The sequence below is a fragment of the Hymenobacter negativus genome (assembly GCF_017571495.1).
Classification (GTDB): Bacteria; Bacteroidota; Bacteroidia; order Cytophagales; family Hymenobacteraceae; genus Hymenobacter; species Hymenobacter negativus.
This window is the reverse complement of record NZ_JAGETZ010000024.1, coordinates 1-15,844: the sequence shown is the minus strand read 5'-3', so window position 1 is coordinate 15,844 and position 15,844 is coordinate 1. Positions and strand designations below refer to the sequence as shown.

At 57.2% G+C, this 15,844-nt stretch carries 14 protein-coding genes; 9 read left to right on the top strand and 5 right to left on the bottom strand.

From position 1 onward, the window contains the following. Positions 1–17: 17 nt before the first annotated feature. A complete protein-coding gene (gene tssD / locus J4E00_RS28390; protein WP_208178744.1) occupies positions 18–413 on the bottom strand; it encodes a type VI secretion system tube protein TssD in 396 nt (131 codons plus the stop codon). Positions 414–637: 224 nt separating this feature from the next. Here tssD (J4E00_RS28390) and J4E00_RS28385 point away from each other — a divergent pair, with 224 nt between their 5' ends. Together J4E00_RS28385 and J4E00_RS28380 are read left to right on the top strand one after the other, a co-directional pair. After that, on the top strand, positions 638–1,063 hold the full coding sequence (locus J4E00_RS28385; RefSeq protein ID WP_208178743.1) for a GPW/gp25 family protein: 426 nt from the start codon (positions 638–640) through the stop codon (positions 1,061–1,063). A 187-nt stretch (positions 1,064–1,250) separates the two neighbouring features. Beyond that, complete coding sequence (locus J4E00_RS28380) at positions 1,251–3,131, top strand: type VI secretion system baseplate subunit TssF (protein WP_208178742.1); 1,881 nt, start codon at positions 1,251–1,253, stop codon at positions 3,129–3,131. A 124-nt stretch (positions 3,132–3,255) separates the two neighbouring features. Here the strand turns inward: J4E00_RS28380 and J4E00_RS28375 are convergent, their stop codons facing one another. From J4E00_RS28375 to J4E00_RS28365, 3 genes are all read right to left on the bottom strand, one after another. Further along, positions 3,256–4,149 carry an ankyrin repeat domain-containing protein gene (locus tag J4E00_RS28375; RefSeq protein ID WP_208178741.1) on the bottom strand — a complete coding sequence of 298 codons (894 nt, stop codon included), beginning with the start codon at positions 4,147–4,149 and terminating at the stop codon, positions 3,256–3,258. Between the two features lie 98 nt (positions 4,150–4,247). Further along, on the bottom strand, positions 4,248–5,645 hold the full coding sequence (gene tssD / locus J4E00_RS28370) for a type VI secretion system tube protein TssD (protein ID WP_208178740.1): 1,398 nt from the start codon (positions 5,643–5,645) through the stop codon (positions 4,248–4,250). 210 nt (positions 5,646–5,855) lie between these two features. Further along, entirely contained in the window at positions 5,856–8,414 is a 2,559-nt protein-coding gene (locus tag J4E00_RS28365) for an ATP-dependent Clp protease ATP-binding subunit (RefSeq protein ID WP_208178739.1), read from the bottom strand. 271 nt (positions 8,415–8,685) lie between these two features. Here J4E00_RS28365 and J4E00_RS28360 point away from each other — a divergent pair, with 271 nt between their 5' ends. From J4E00_RS28360 to J4E00_RS28330, 7 genes are all read left to right on the top strand, one after another. Then, the gene (locus J4E00_RS28360; RefSeq protein ID WP_208178738.1) at positions 8,686–9,126 is read left to right on the top strand and encodes a hypothetical protein; all 441 of its coding nucleotides are present in this window, start codon (positions 8,686–8,688) and stop codon (positions 9,124–9,126) included. Between the two features lie 48 nt (positions 9,127–9,174). Continuing rightward, positions 9,175–10,545 carry a DUF5458 family protein gene (locus J4E00_RS28355; protein ID WP_208178737.1) on the top strand — a complete coding sequence of 457 codons (1,371 nt, stop codon included), beginning with the start codon at positions 9,175–9,177 and terminating at the stop codon, positions 10,543–10,545. 122 nt (positions 10,546–10,667) lie between these two features. Further along, positions 10,668–11,069: a type VI secretion system tube protein TssD gene (tssD, locus tag J4E00_RS28350; protein WP_208178736.1), complete on the top strand. Its 402-nt coding sequence runs from the start codon at positions 10,668–10,670 to the stop codon at positions 11,067–11,069. Positions 11,070–11,274: 205 nt separating this feature from the next. Beyond that, on the top strand, positions 11,275–12,366 hold the full coding sequence (locus J4E00_RS28345) for a hypothetical protein (protein ID WP_208178735.1): 1,092 nt from the start codon (positions 11,275–11,277) through the stop codon (positions 12,364–12,366). 757 nt (positions 12,367–13,123) lie between these two features. After that, the gene (locus J4E00_RS28340) at positions 13,124–13,285 is read left to right on the top strand and encodes a hypothetical protein (protein ID WP_208178734.1); all 162 of its coding nucleotides are present in this window, start codon (positions 13,124–13,126) and stop codon (positions 13,283–13,285) included. Positions 13,286–13,373: 88 nt separating this feature from the next. Further along, the gene (locus J4E00_RS28335; RefSeq protein WP_208178733.1) at positions 13,374–13,898 is read left to right on the top strand and encodes an STAS/SEC14 domain-containing protein; all 525 of its coding nucleotides are present in this window, start codon (positions 13,374–13,376) and stop codon (positions 13,896–13,898) included. 15 nt (positions 13,899–13,913) lie between these two features. After that, positions 13,914–14,081, top strand: coding sequence for a DUF3606 domain-containing protein (locus J4E00_RS28330; RefSeq protein ID WP_208178732.1), 168 nt, complete (start codon positions 13,914–13,916; stop codon positions 14,079–14,081). 400 nt (positions 14,082–14,481) lie between these two features. Here J4E00_RS28330 and J4E00_RS28325 read toward each other — a convergent pair. Then, positions 14,482–15,844, bottom strand: a 1,363-nt coding sequence (locus tag J4E00_RS28325) for a phage integrase SAM-like domain-containing protein (RefSeq protein ID WP_208178731.1), incomplete at its 5' end; no start/stop codon positions are given.

Below are 15,844 nucleotides of genomic sequence, written 5' to 3'. Positions count from 1 at the left end.
CGGAGGGCGAATAAGCATTAGGCGGGCCACTTATTGTCGAGGGTCACTTCGCCGCTGCTCATCTTATTAGCCGAGAGTGTGAGCGTCATGGTCATGCCCTGGTCAGAGGCCGAGCCATCAAATAACTTGTTAAGCCCCACGCAGTAGGCATCCTCGAAGGTGATGGTTTTGCGGCGGGAGTAGCGGTTGTCGGCGGCAAATACCACCAACTCACCGCTCATCTTTTTGGTGTCATCAAGTGCCCAGTGGTGGATGGTTTCGTCGGGCTCCGAATCGAGCTCAACCTCTAACCGGCCGCCTTGTACTCGGGCATCGGGGCGACCTACCACATCGGTGTTTTGCTGCACGCCCCAGTTGAAATGGCGGACGGTGTAGCTTTTACCATCAATAATGAGCGCAGCGCTAAACGACATAGTAGCAGGGTGGAAAGGTGATGGAAACCACTACCCACAACGGGCCGTGGCACGTTTAAAAGTACGACGCTAAAAAATAAATGGCCGAACCCAGCAGTGAGCAAGCCTCCGTGCCCTGCAACGAAACCCGACCGCTAAGCGTAGGCAAAACCCGAAAAAAGCCCGACTTTCGCGCTGAGAGCCGGCGTGTGGCCGGCTTATTTTCTTCTTAAATTTTTCCTCGCATGAGTGCTTCTTACTACCAGCTGCCGCTCGATTTAGAAGGGATTTTGGAGCGCCGGCAGCTGCCACGCTGCTCAGTACAGGAGTCCATTGCGCAGCACCTGTACCTGATACTAACCACTTATTTCGGCGAGTCGCGCTTCGAGCCAGATTTTGGCTGCCAAGTGTGGGAGCAGGATTTTGAAGCCATGACTACCATGCGCTGGAAAGACAACGTGCAGCATTCCGTCGAGGAAGCCATCCGCGACTATGAGCCACGCCTCGCTCGTGCCCGGGTTGATGTTGCCGTCTCCGACTTTGAACTGAAAAATGTGAACCAGCGCATTCGTAAGCGGCTGGAAGTAACGGTAAATGCGGCCCTCTATCGCACCGACGAGCCGTTCGCCTTCCAGGCCAGCCTGTTTGTTGCACCGCTGTCGGTTGATTAAATAGATGCCATTCAGGGCAAATGGCGAAGCCTCTGGGAAAAGGGCATCGGAAAATCTCTTTACCTAATAATCGTCAGGCCCCTCACTGCAGGAGAGGGGCTATTCCTCGCAGGGGCTCGCTAGGTTTCGTCGTTCGCGCCGCATGACGTTCTTTACATTCCATAAAAACACCTTTCCTCTTTCGCCTGTGCTGCCTCCTCTTTCTTTTCCGGCGCCCGCCGCTGCCGATTTCAGCAAAGCCAGTATCAAGAGCCGCCTCACGCGCCAGGCTGCCGAACTGTGGGGCTATACCGAGGCCGACCTCGACGGCTTCGACCCGCTGGTAAACCTGCTGCTGGAAGCCTGTGCGGTAGAGTTCGAGAAAATCGGCCAGGAACTGCACAACACCCAGTATCGGCTGATTGAGCGCCTGGCCACGCTGCTAAACCCAGACGTAGTGGATGCACCGCATCCGGCCCACGCCATTGCCCAGGCCCGCGCCCGCGAGGCGGTAGTAAAGCTTCCCGACGATGCCCAGTTCGTGTTTGAGCCGCCTACTGTGGGCCGTAAAGTAGCGGGGCAGGAAATGTTTTTTTCGCCGCTGCAAGTCACTCGTCTTGTGAGTGGTAGCGTACGCTGCCTCGCCACCGATTCGACCGTGTGGCAGGTAGAGCCCTCTGGCCAGAAGCGTGTGGTAGCCCAGGCCGTGGCCCCGCCGCCAGCCGAGTACCGCCGCCTCTGGATTGGCCTGGACCTGCCCACCGAAGGGGTGGAGCTGGGTGATTTAATCTTTTATTTTGATTGGCTGAACGAGCCGCGCCGCGCCAGCTACGCCGCCTTCCTGCCCGGCGAGCGGTGGTTGCTGGGCAATGCCGAGCTTGCCGCTACCCAAGGCCTCCCCGAACCCTCGGTGATAGCTGGCACCACCAGCCCGCTCGATGGCGAATACGACTTCCTGCAGCGCGTCGAGCAGCAGATTCGGGCGCTTTATTTTCCGTCCTTTGTGCAGCTTTCGGCCCCTGCCACTGCCATGGCCAGCTACGTGCGCCGTCCGTACCCGACGGAACTGACGACGGCTTTTGCCAGCCCCGAAACCGAGCTACAAGCCCTTTCGCAGCCGCTGGTGTGGCTGGAGGTGCGGTTTGCCCACGCCCTGCCCCCCGAAGCATTCGACCAGCTGCTGTGCGCCCTGAACTGCTTTCCGGTGCTGAACCGTCGGCTGCACAAGGTGCTGTTCCGCTTGCAGCCAGCGCTCAATCTGTTTCCGTTGGCCAGTGACGAGCCTTTCCTGGCCGTGCGCGACGTGTACAGCCTCAGCAACGTTGTGTATCGAGCTACCACGCTCAGCGACCTTTCCGAAGGTGCAACGGACACTTACACGCTGCGCACGCACGGTGTGGGCCGCTTCGACACACGTACCGGCCGGGAGGCCCTGCGCGAGTTGCTAGAGCTGCTACGCGACGAAAGCCGTGCATTCACGGCCGCTGGCACCGACTTTATTGGCTCTATCCTGCGCGAGCTCGACCAGAACCTGGCCCGCCTCGAAGAGCGCCTCGACCGGAGCCGGGCCGCCGAGCAGCCGGTGCCCTACCTGCTGCTGCGCCCCCAAAACGTGAACGACAGCGTGTACCTCGAATATTGGTCGAGCAACGGTGAGGGTGGCAACCGCCTGCCCGCCGGCAACCGCCTGCGCATTCACGATGGCCACTACATCGACGAAGTGCGCCTGCTCACTACTACCAGCGGTGGCCGTGAGCGGCCCCGACCCGAAGAGCGTACCCACGCCCTGCGTCGCAACCTACTGGCCCGCAACCGCCTCGTGACATTGGCCGACATCAAAGCCGCTTGCTGGGCTGAACTGGGCCCGCACTTGGCTGCCATCGACATTGAGAAAGGCTTTCAGACTGGAACCACGCCCACGGCGGGCTTCATTCGCTGCATTCGGGTGCAGCTCACGCCCAAGGTTCCCAGCCGCCTCACGGCACCCGAGTGGCAGCGCGCGTCCCAGGAACTACAGACGCTGCTAGCTAGCCAGTCAGCCATGAATCTGCCCTATGAGGTCGTGCTTAAATCGACTGTAATAGCGTAGGGCAACAGGGGCAACTGTGCGAAATGAGTTAGCTACAAGGGGTGTGTGATTGATATTCGCTTTCAACGTTATATCAGTCACACACCCCTTGTAGCTAACTCATTAATTCAAACGCCGCAATAGGCTATAGGGGCGGCATGGGAATGCCCTCGCGCTGCATCCAGGCTCGCATCGCTGTGCGGGCTGCCAGTTCCTCTTTCGTCCAGGCTTTGCCTACCACGTCGGGTTGGGCTCCTAAAGCGTCAAGCTTGACGCGCCAGGTGTGGCCTTCAGGCGTTTGTTCCCACTTGGTACGAGCATCGTGGAAGCGCGCTGCTCCGGATGAAGGTACCGGAAACTTGACGCCTTTAGCCGCCAGTAGGTGTTTTACTTTGATTTGCCACTGCGTGGCTTGTGCATTGCCAATGTCATTTTCCTGGGTCCAGAGGGCAACTTCACCTTTGGATTTACGCCAGTCGGCTCCGCGTTCGAGCAGATAGTGTACCATCTCAAAGTTGTTGAGACTGGCTAGGGTAGCCGCTGCGGTAGCGCCTGCACTGTCGGTTGCATCGATGTCGGCCCCGTGGTCGAGCAGGATTTTCATCCGGGTGTAGTTGTTGATGTACACGGCGTTGAGCAAGGCTGGTACTTTCCGCTCATCCACCACATTCGGGTTGGCTCCCAGGTCCAACAGGGCCACAAGCAGCTCATCCTTGGGGCCTTCGGTGGCAATGTTGAGCAGGTGGGTGGTATCGGTACCCCCTTTGCCATTGGGCAGGTGCAGTGGGCGGTTGGGGTCGGCCTTATGGGCAACCAGCGCCTTCATCGACTTCACATGGTGGTGGGAGTAAGCCCAGAAGAGAAAGGTGACGCCTTGCTGGCCTTCCAGATTAGGGTCGAGGGTTGGGTGCTGGGCAAACAGGGCATCCAACGCTGGCACATCATCGGCCCGAATGGCTCGTGCTACGTCCAGGGCTGGCGAAGCCGGAAAGTATTCCTCCGGTGCGTGCTTGTAAATGGGATTGTTAACCGCTTGCATACAGCCAAATAGATGAAAAGGGAAAAGAAATACTACAAAGAGGTATTGCCACTGCCGGGCCGTATGCACTCTGCGAGCAGAAGGGAAGCCCGGCCACCTCATTGCCCGATGTAATTGGTGAGCACAGCGGTGTCAACATCCTTTTCGGCCTCAATGTGGTCCACCATTTGGGGGCTGATGCCGTGGCCATGCAGGGCCATATTCTTTGCGGCTGTTAGCGGGTTGCCCGTCACCAACTCGCTCCAGTTGTGAACCCATTGCTTAGCCGGCGCCACCAGTCGGGGAATGCCCAATGCCTTAGGCAAGACCACGCCGCGCGTGACAACGGCGGCTTTCTGCGCGTTGTTGAGCGGGTCTGAGGTTGAGCGGTAGGCATCAATCAACGAGCCCTGCTCCTGCATTGTCGCCCGTGAAACCTCGTAAGGCGCACGCTTAATGGTGTTGATGTGCAGCCCCGCCGCGTTGAACGTGTAGCCTTTGGTGCCAGTCACAACGGTTGCAGCGCTGGCAAGGCCACCTCCCAGCGAGTGACCGGTGGTTTCAACATCGAGCGGGTCCGTACCACTCACCAGCGTTTTGGCTAGCCGCATGGCTTGGTTGTACTGCTTGTCTTCCAAGCCAATGCCCTGGCGGAGGTCAGCCATGATGTCTTTCTTATCCTCTGTGCCTGCAAAGGCAAGAACAAGCTTCGGCGGCTGCTCAAACGATGACTGATATATCGCCGCCTTGAATCCGGATTTGGGGTCGAGCAGCATATCTGGTGAGATGCCCCGGCTGGCAAGGTCGTCGCCCGCCAGCATGTGCCAGCCCTCTGGTTCGGGGGTGGAAAGCGTGGTTGGGTTACCCATCTCATCCAAGTTAAACTCATCGCTCTTGTACACGTGGGCGCTGAGTTTGGCCCGTTCTACGGCCACATTGTTGCGTTCCAAGCGCGTCAGCGCATTCTGAGCAGGGTCGTCGGGAACAGTGGCCAGCTTGGTACGGGCGCTCTGCATCATATTCATGCGGGCGGTGTAGCGCTGCAGCTTGTCGGGCAGGGGGGGAGCCGCCTGCGCTACCAGCGCATCGGCGGGCGTGGTAGCGTAATCCCGAATGGCAGCCTGCCCCAACGCCCGGCTTGGCCCGCCGGGGGTGAGCACCAGCTTATCGGTGGAAATGACGAGCCGGCACACGTAGGCTCCTTCCGTGCCATCACCGGAGGCAAAGGTTTCCTCGTAGCCTACGCAGTACCCCGTAGCAAAACCAACCGTTTCGCGGGCCGTGAGCCGGTTGGTTTCGAAAAAGGTGACGTGGCCAGCCAGCGCCTTAGTGGGCGTGTTGGCCCAGGCCAGCAGCTGGTCGCCGTCGGGCACGTCGAGCGTGAGGTGGAGGAGGCGGTGGCGCACTTTGCCCTGCACCCGGCCGCGCTCGTAGGTAGCCTGCTCGAAACCGAGCTGGCACCAGCGCACTGGGTAGGTGTGGCCTTCTACTTCAAGTTCCGCATAGAACGATGCCATAAGCGTATTAGTAAAGCGAAATCCTTGTTTTGGTAAAGCTAGGCTTTTATATCTTGGGCAAGGCCGAACGAAAAAGCAGTTTGTATTAGCAGCACGAGCATCCCGAAGCCTTACCTCAGCTGTAAAAGCCGCGGAAAGCTCCCTCCAGCATGCTCCTACGCGAGCCGAAGTGAAACTTTAAGGTCCTCGTGTTGCTAACGCAAATTACCTTTAAGCCACATCAGCAGCGGCTGCAATGGTTGGTGTGGTGGCGGCTTCAGCATCTGGCTCGCTGGCTTCGGCCTCCTGTGTAGTGGTCCAGACTACTTCCTCGCTGCCCTCGGGCTTGCTTAGCGTAAGCACCGTCCCCTTGCGAGCTTCTCCACTGATGATGAGCCGCGAAATGGGCCGCCGTAGCTGCTGCCGAATCACACCAGTAATGGGTCGGGCACCGTAGCGTGGCGTAAATCCTGACAGCGCCAGGTGTTGCCGCGCCTCCTCGCTGAGTGTGAGCGTGATGCCCTGCCGCCGCAGCTGCTCCAGCAGTGGCCGGAGGTGAATGTCGAAAATGCGCCCCACATTTTCCTCCGAAATAGGAGCGAAGGGCACAATCTCGGTGAGGCGCGCCAGGAACTCGGGCCGGAAGTGGCGGCTCATGGTTTCCATCAGCTCCGTAGCGGCTGGTACGCGGCCAGCCTGGAATGCCGTGCTGATTTGCTCCGAACCGATATTGGAGGTAAAGAGAATAACGGCGTTGGAGAAGTCGCCCTCGCGGCCCAGCCGGTCGTGCAGGCGTCCCTCGTCCAGTATTTGCAGGAAGATGTCGAACACCGACGGGTGGGCTTTCTCAATCTCATCAAAAAGCACTACCGAGTAGGGCTTCTCCCGAATTTTATTCACCAGCAGCCCGCCTTCCTCGTAGCCCACGTAGCCGGGAGGTGCCCCATAGAGCAGCGCAGCTGAGTGTTCCTCCTTGAACTCCGACATATCGAAGCGAATTAGGAAAGACTCGTCGTTGAATAGAAAATCGGCTAGCGCCTTTGCCAGCTCGGTTTTGCCGGTGCCTGTAGGACCCAGCAAAAAGAAGGAGCCTATCGGCTGCCCCGCCTTCGTCAGCCCCGACCGTGATTCCAGAATGGCCGCGCACATAGCCTTCACCGCGAAATCCTGGCCTACCACGCGCTTCTGTAGAATCTGGTCCATTCGCAGCAGCTTTTCGCGCTCGTTGCTTTGCAGCTTGCCCAGCGGAATGCCGGTTTTGCCCGATACAATGGCCGCAATATCCTGCTTCTCCACGCTTTCCTTCTTGTTGTCGGCCAGGGCCAGCACGGCACCCAGAATCTCACGCAGGTAAGTTTCCAGCTCGGCGCTGGTTTCCAGCGTTTCAGGCTGCTGCTCGTTCTCTAGCTGGTTCAGCCAAAGTTGGCTCACCTGGTTTTGCACCTGATACAGGAACCACCGCAGTTCGCGCAGGTAATCGGCTTCGCCCAGCTCTTCTTGCCGGGCGGTTAGGGCTTCAAAGTCGGTTTGCAGCTGCGTGAGGCCAGCTACGGCCTGCTCGTCCAGCATTCGAATGGCCGCCATCGTACGGTCTACCAAGTCAATGGCGGAGTCTGGGAGCTGCCGGTCCTTCAGGTAGCGCTTAGCCAAGCGCACGGCCTCGGCCACGGTACCTTCGCCTAGCGTGAGGCCGTGGTGGGTGGCGTAGATGGGCAGCACGCGTTCCAGCATGCGCTCGGCTACCACCAAGGTGGGCTCCTCCACCCGTACGATGTCGAAACGTCGGTTGAAGGCTTCGTCCTTTTCAATGTACTGGCGGTACTCGTCATTGGTCGTAGCCCCGATTACCGTCAACTCACCCCGGGCCAATTCTGGCTTGAGCAGCTGCGCAATACCGCTGCCGGCGCTGCCCTTAGGGTCGAGCAGCACATGAATTTCATCAATAAATAATATGGCGCGGGTGTATTGCTTGATTTCAGTCAGCACCTTTTTGATGCGGTCTTCCACCTCGCCTTTATAGGAAGCCCCCGCTACTAGCGTGCCCAAATCCAGTTCAAACAGCGTGACTTCGCGCAAATGCACCGGCACCAATCCCAGCGCAATCTGCTGGGCAAAACCCTCCACCAGCGCCGACTTGCCCACGCCTGGCTCGCCAATGAGCAGGACGTTGGGCTTGGTGCGCCGACCCAAAATCTCGGCCACTAGCCGGATTTCGCGGTCGCGCCCCACAATGGGGTCAAGCTTTCCATTTCGCGCCTGGGCCGTTTTGTCAGTGCAGTAAGTGGCCAGGGCGCCGCCCTTGCTGGTTGGAGCTGCCGCATTTGTCGTGCCCGGCTCAGCTGCTTCTGTAATCGCGGAGGCGGGCATTTCGGCCTGCGCCGCGTCCATTATTTCTTTTTGCGTCAGCGGAAAAGATTTTAGCTGCTCAGCGGTAAAAGCGAGGCCCGGCCGCAACAACGCGGCAAGGGTGCTAAGCGGGTCGGTTTGGTCGCGAGAAAGTTGGAGCGCCACCAAGTTGGCCATTTCAAGCACTTGCTCCACTTCAGGGGCTGGAGTGGGCATTTCGGGTGGGCGGGCCGCTTTGGGCTGGTCTTCGAGGCGCACTTCGGCCCACTCACGCAGGTAGTGGATGTCTTTATCGAGCGTGGCTACCAGCCATGAAGCCAAGCCTATTTCGTTGTGCAGCAATGCGGTGAGCAGGTGCGGGGCTGCGTAGTGCGCCTGGCGGTATTCGTGGGCTACGGCCTGGGCAATGTGCAGGCTGCGTTTGAGGTTGTCGGAGTAAGCCAAGGGCTAGAGGTGGCAAAAGGGTGAAAGAAAGGCAAGCTGGACGTTTCGGCTACGTGAAATAACGGGGGCAGGGTTCATTGAAAACTTTTTTCCCGTAGCTTAGGGGCCAACTAATGGAGTATTCGGCTCCAAGATAAAAAAAACCTCATCCGGTCAACCCTAGCTTGTGCCTGTCCGTAACGAAGATGGAAAGCCAGCTTTAATGAATGCCTTTACTGGTTGGCTGCGACGCATCTTTGCGCGTTCGGTTGCCCCACCTACCCCTTCTTCTATGTACACGTACGGAATCGGCGGTCAGGAGCGTAAGCTCGACAATGCCTCAGAATCTATCTCAGACATTCCCCTCAATCGCACGCTGTTAGTGCAAAAGCTCACCACCAATGCTCCATTGCGGCCTCAGGTGGTAGAGGGCCTCAAAACTCCTGAAGCAGTATTTGCCCACTTCAAGCCTGAAGTAGATGTGGAGTTTGAAAATGCGCAGGGAGCAACTGTGCCCGAAAAGCTGCATTTTGCTTCACTGGGCGACTTTGGCAAAAAAGGCATTATCAATCAAAGCAATTTTCTGCAGAGCCTTTCTTCTGAGACGGATGACTTGCAGAAGCTGCTACGCCAGCTCAAGTCAAACAAAATCCTGAAAACCGCCTTGGAGAACCCCGAAACCAAAGCCGCCTTTCTAACGGCTATTCAGGCCATGATGGACGAGTTGGAGTAATTTTCAATTCGCATCTCTACTTCCTGACTTATTGCCCTTTCCAATAATATGGCACTTGAAAAGCAAGATGCGGCGTCCGGCTACCGGACCCGCGAAGCAGCCGGCCCGGCCCTTGAACAAAGCACCCAGGCCCTGCTAAAAGTGGGCGGATTCGATTTGCTCGAAACCACCATTGACGGCGCTTCCAACCTCAACCCGGAAAAGAAAGCCCGCAAAAAAATATTTCTCTCCGAAGACAGCAAGAAAGCCGACCGCCAGCAGCTTAAAAAGCGCTTGGCACTGTGGCACTCGCTTCTGAGCAGCACCGAAAATGTGGCCGACGCCGTAGAGCAAGGCTCAAAGCGCGTAGAAGAGGCCCAGCAACAGCTGACCAACAACCTCAAAACAGCTGTGGAAGCTACCCACGAGCTGGAGCAGGCTTACCGCTCGGTCGCTCTGTTCTTCCGCAACACGGACCAGGACGAGGTGAAAAATATTTCCGTCATGAATGCGGATAAGGACCAACTACAGGACCTTGACAACACCACGTTCATCGATGCTGTATCCAACGAGCTGGAGCAGAACTATGACCGCCTCGACCTGCGCGACAACTACTCTCTGCTGGTGGTGCCCGGCTACTTGGGTTCCAACAAGGTAGTGGATAAGTGGGCCAAGATTGCCCACAAGAATAAAGTAATGCTCGTAACCGATTTCGAGCATTATGATACGCCTGAGGACGTTATCGAACTCTTCGAGGAAGCTAACTTGACTGGCGGTGACGCCTATAAATCAAACGTCATTATGACGGCCAACTGGCTGGTAGGCCGTGGCAAGCTCGAAGAGATAGGAGAGGAGGAAGATATGTTCGTGCCACCGTCGTCGGCGCTGGCAGGACGCATCTACTCCACGTTGGCCTCGCAGGTAACGGCTGGCCGCAAGCATGGCACGCTGAATGAGGTGGACGGTGTGAAGTTTCCGCTTCGCAAAAGCGAGATTTCCAACCTTGAAAAAATTGGTCTCGTGCCAATGGTAAACGAGTACGGCCGCGTAATGGCTTTCTCTGCCAAAACGCTGTTCAATGGCGACAACATTGGCCTGCAGACTTATTCTGTGGTACGTGTGTTCGACTATGTGACCAAGGTGCTGATTGATTTTCTCAACCGTCGCGCCTTCGAGAATTGGGACCATAACATGCGCATGGACATTCAGAACCAGATTGTGCGCTTTTTGGATGGTATTGCCGGCCCCGGAAAACTCATTGAGAAATTCTCCGTTAAAAAGTTTGAGCGCGACCCGGACCAAAAGGACCGTATCTTGCTTGACATCCACATGGTGCCTTATTTCCCGGCCAAAACCTTCCTTGTATCGCTCGATGGTACCAAAGGCGATGACCCGGATAACCCCGGTCGTGACTGGAGTGCAGAGTATGCGCAACAATAAAACAACATGATGTTTTCAGAATTCTTTGTAAGTTGCTGAAAATTAATATTGCTGTTTAGGTTTTCTTCTCCCGCGCATTTTGCGTAATTCTTTCCATTTTTTTCCACAAACCCCTTTTTACCATGGCCTCATTTAGTGCTGTTTTTGACGCTGCAGGCAGCGAAGAATGCGAAGTAGTTAGCTGTAGCTACAAGTTCAACCAGACCACTGACGATAAAGGTCGTCCCTCATCCGTAGTGCAAGGTGGTACGGTCGATGTAACCATCGTTTCGACTGATAGCACCAAGCTTATCAGCTGGATGCTTGACCCGTACAAACGGTCCGAGGGTAAAATCGTGTTCAAGCGCGGTGACCAAGATTCGAAGATGAAAGAAATCGCATTCAAAGAAGCATATTGCGTGGCTTACGAGGAGTCTTTCGACGCCCGTGGCGACCAAACCCAAGCTTCGATGGTGTTGCGCCTGAAAATCTCGGCTAACAAGCTCGACGTGAACGGCGCTTCGCTGGACAACAAATGGGTTTAGTAATTTGCTAGTACTCAAGTTGCAAACAAAAAATCCCGCCGAGCAATCGGCGGGATTTTTTGTTTGCTTTAATTGGCTGTTGCATCGGCTACCACATTACTCGGTGTAGTAGTGGTTTGGTTGGAAAGTGGTTAGTCTGACTGCGCACCTTACCGGCGATAAAATCCGCGTACATTCGGCATACTCCCTCTATTCCAGTGTATTGATGAGTTCTTTTCGAAATCAGTTTCGAGTGGCAGCTACTTCCACCGAGTTGGCGCAGTTCCGACAGCAGGGGTGGCGTTGCTACGAGCCTGTGGAACCGAAATCGGTGGAGGCGTTTGGGCAGCGGTGGTGGCTGCGGCCCGGCCTTACCTTTACACCGTTTGCCAATGCAGTACGCTGCACGGCGCACTGTGCGTTCTGCTCCGAAGAGCTGCAGCGCTACGATGGCCATCAACTCACGGCCAAGCGCCTCATTGACGATTATCCGGCCTACTTTACACGCCTACGGGAGACCATTTGGCCTTTTCGGGGCTGGCCGTTGGGCCTGAGCCTATCGGGCCTGGAAGCTACGGCTGAGCCGCAGTGGCTGCGTGAGTTGGTGGCGTGCCTAACGCAATTGGAACACGAAGGCCTGATATTCGATGAAAAAGTACTGTACACGAATGGCAGCGGGTTTGTGGCCAGTCCCGACCTGGGCTTGGCCTTGCAGGACTTCGGCCTGAGCCGGTTGGAACTCTCGCGTTGCCACGACGATGAAGCCGTGAACCAGCAGATTATGCGTTTCAACCGCAACCAGCCCATTCGTCATAATGCCGTGTATGGCCACACCGTGCGTTGGCTGCATCAGTACCTGGCCGTGAAGAACTCCTGCATTCTCACACAGATGGGCATTGCCACCCTGCCGGATGTAGAGCGTTATTTAACCTGGGCCACCGGGCTGGGCGTGCGGCAGGTGGTATTTCGGGAGTTGAGCCGGCTGGAGGGTAGCTACCTGCCTAACGTTTTTACTGATTGGATTGAAGCGCAACGGGTAGCCATCGAGCCACTGCTGGCAGCCGTGGTGCCTACGCTGGAGTCCCCGCGTCCCGGCTGGCAGTACACGGGCAGCACCTTTGGCTATTATTATTACAATGAGCACTACCGCTGGCAGGATACAGAAGTCATTTTTGAAACCTCCAGCTACCCTGCCCTGCAAGCCGCCAACTCCACTGGCGTGCTACAAAAGCTGATTCTACACTCTGATGGCACACTTTCCGGCGACTGGGACCCCGACAGCCAGGTACTCAGCCGCGCCACCCTGGTTTCGGCATGACGGCTGCTCAGAACCGGCTCTATCTGCGCACCCTGCACTGTTTGGTAGCGTCCGGTATGCCGTTTGGGGTTTTGGGCACCTTTGCATTACGCCTGCAATGCCCCAAGTTACCCCGCCGCTTAGTAGCCGACTGTGACCTTTTGCTGCCGCCCAACCCGGCGAAGCTTACTAAGCTGACTGAGCTACTGCAGGCCATGGGCTGGCACGTTACACTTTGGGAACAGCCCATTACACTGCCCCTAACCGCCGGCGACCTAGCAGGCAAGTATTACCTACGAGCGCGACAGCACGGCGCCGTACTGGATTGTGCCTATGAAAACGACTTTACCGATTGGTCAGCTTTCCAAGCCAATTGTCACTGGCATCTGGGGTTGCCGCTGCTCCGCCTAGCAAGCATTTTGCAGCAGAAAGCCTTGGTTGGCCGACCCGCCGACCTTGCTGTGCTTCGCTGGTGGCAACAGGCCAGCGGCCAAAGTGAGGCAAGGAGCACTATTAAATTACTGCCAAACCATTATTAGCAGGCGTCACGTTGCATAAATAGTTTGCCTTGCCAGCATGCGGGAAAAAGCAGTGCAACCATTCTGGTCCTACTAGTAAGTTGGGTATAGAAGGAAAGGGGGTAGCGGAATGCTGGGCCAGCATTCAGACGTGATGCAATGGCGCTCAGCGTTGAAAATAATATCTGTCTGCCTTTGCCCTTTATTGTCTCGTGACAGCATTGTACCTTCCGCAGCTATCTCCCACTATAGGCTTACTCATGCCCACAAATACCTTACCCAACAGCGACAATTACGAACACAAAAAAGAACTGCTACGCGCTTATTATGCTGACTACGAACGCCTGCTTCAGGAAGCCCCCGAACTGGTCGGCAAGATGCGCTTCGACTTATTTATTAAGTTCTCCTTCGATTTAGACTGACAGCAGCGCCTTGTTAGCCGGCGCCAGGATACCAACCCTTGGCCTGTGCGCACATTTTTTATTCCATTTATACTTTGTTCCTGCCGCAATGAACCTACTGCTACTACAGGATACTCCCATCGTTTCGGTCTATTTCGACACGAAAAATAACTGGCTATTCTCTGACTGGCGCGGCAATCTTTCCCTGGCTCAGGTGCAGGCAGGCTGCCTGACCATTGCGCAGTGCTTTTTGGAGCGCACCTACCCAAGAATTCTTAATAACAACACCGACCTGACTGGCATGAGCCCTAGTGCTCCGCCGTGGCTGGCCCGCGACTACCTGCCCCACCTGGGGCTGGCAGGCATCGAGTACCTGGCCTGGGTATGCGCCCCAAGTCTGCTCCTCAAGCACCTCACCGGCGAGGCCGTGCGTCAGCTGCGGGCTCCAACGGTGGCTACTTTTGACCACTTGGCGGATGCCTACGCTTGGCTCCAGAACGCCAACGTCACTCATCCCGGCGACATGCTGCCACACCGTACCCCTGCGCAGCAAGCCGAACTCAACCGACGGATAGCCCAGCTCTCCGATGAACTCCAGCACTACGACCAGATTGCTGGACGCTCACTACACTGAAATGCCCTTTTTGCTATGCCACCCACTTATTCCCCCGCCGACCCAACCCGTATCAACGTCCAGTCCACCCTTGAGGTGAACTACTGGTGCCATATCCTGAACTGCACCGAAACCCGCCTACGCAACGCGGTACTGGCAGTGGGCCCGCTCGCCGTCGACGTGCAAGCCTACCTCAACCGTTAATTAAAACAAGTAGTCTATTGAAAAGCTACGTACCTCGCTAGGCATCACAGTAGAAGTCTGATTCTACGGCTGGCCAGCATCAGGCTGTGCTACGGATTTTATCGACTTATCCGCCTCGCACTAGAATAGACTGAGGCTTATTCGCCTAACTTATCGAATTATCAAAAAGGCCCGACTCACTATTCGGAGCTTTTTAATGGACTGACACGGAAAATAAAAAAGACCCTCAGCGTGCTGCTGAGGGTCTTTTTTGTGGTCGCATAAGGAATTAATGGGTGTTACGCCAGGGGAGGGGAGGTGCCTGCTTGCGGCCAGCGGGCGTGCAAGGGGTGTTTTGCCTGGCGTGGCACTACACGGCATGGCGTCGTATGGCCAAAAAACTGCCGCAGAAACTGCCACACTAGGCGGCCCGGCGGCGGGTGGCTTTGCGCATGAATTCCTCCACAATCTTGAGCTCGTCCACGCCCACGTAGTGGTTGAAGGCCTCCTCGGTTTTGTGGCCGGTGGCCTGCATAATGGTACGACTCGGCACGCCGGCGTAGAGCTTGAGGGTCACGAAGGTTTTGCGGCCAATCTTGGTGGTGAGCTTGAGCCGGGTGAGGCCCACCAGGCGCTGCACCACGCGCAGGAATTCGTTGGTGCGGTAGCACTCGGGCACCAGCAGGTCGTAGGGCGTGCGGTGTTCGTAGCGGCCGGCCAGCTCCACGGGCTTGAACACGTCGTCGTCGTAGAACGGGATGTAGACCGTATTCTCGTTTTTGGCCGTGTCGTCGAGCACAATCAGGTTGCCGCGCACGTGCTGCCAGGCGGCGCGGTTGGCATCGCTGATGCGCAGGCCGGTGTAGCAGCACTCCAAGAACTTGTCGCGGGCCAGCTCAACGTGGGCAATCCACGCGTCAGCGGATTCGTCGTCCTGGTGCTTGCCGGTGCTGCGGCCCAGCTCCACGCGCAGCACCAGCAGCTGCTCCCGGGTGGCGGCATCGCGAAAGTCGAGCGCGGCAATCTGCTGCAATTCCTGTTCGCTGAGCGCATCGACCCGGCCGCGTCTGCTGGGGGCTTTGAATTTGCGGTAATGGCGGTGCACCGGCAAATCCTTCTCGGATTCTGCCCAGGTGAGGAAGGTTTTAAGGCGGCTGATGTGTTTACCGAAGGTGTTCACGCCCTGGCCCAGCTCATCGAGCAGGTAGGTGCGGAAGTCCTGGTACCAGGCCGGGTCCATCGTCTCGATGTCGAGCGGTATGCTCCGGGCCTGTTCGTAGTCGAGGAAACGCTGGAGCGTGGCCAGCATGCCGGCCTTCGTGGTTTTGGCCATCGGCTTGCCGGCGTCGCCCCGGGGCCGGTTGATTTGCTCGGTAATCCATTCGCGCTGCAGCGCTTCGAAGCCAGAAGCCTGCTTCTCGGCTTTGGCGGGCTCTGGCGCCACCGGGGTGAGGAGTAGCGATGCTTCGACGGCGGCTTTTAGCTCTGCCTTGGGCAGCTGGCGGCCCTGCCGGGTGGCTGCGGCTTGGGCATCAGCGGCGGCTTCGGCAGCGCGGTTGAGGCGCGCATTGACGGTTTCGTGCGGGGTGCCCTTCTGCACCTTCACCTGGTGGTGCTTCTCGTCCCAGTGGTCGGGCTGGACCACCGCGCCGGTGCCCACGCGCAGGCGGTTGCCCTCCCAGCTGATGGTGAGCTGGATGGGGGCCGCAGTGCTGTCAGGGCTATTAGGCGGCAGCAGGACGAGTTCTTGGCCGTCGTCTTCCAAGTGAGATGTCCAGCCAGGC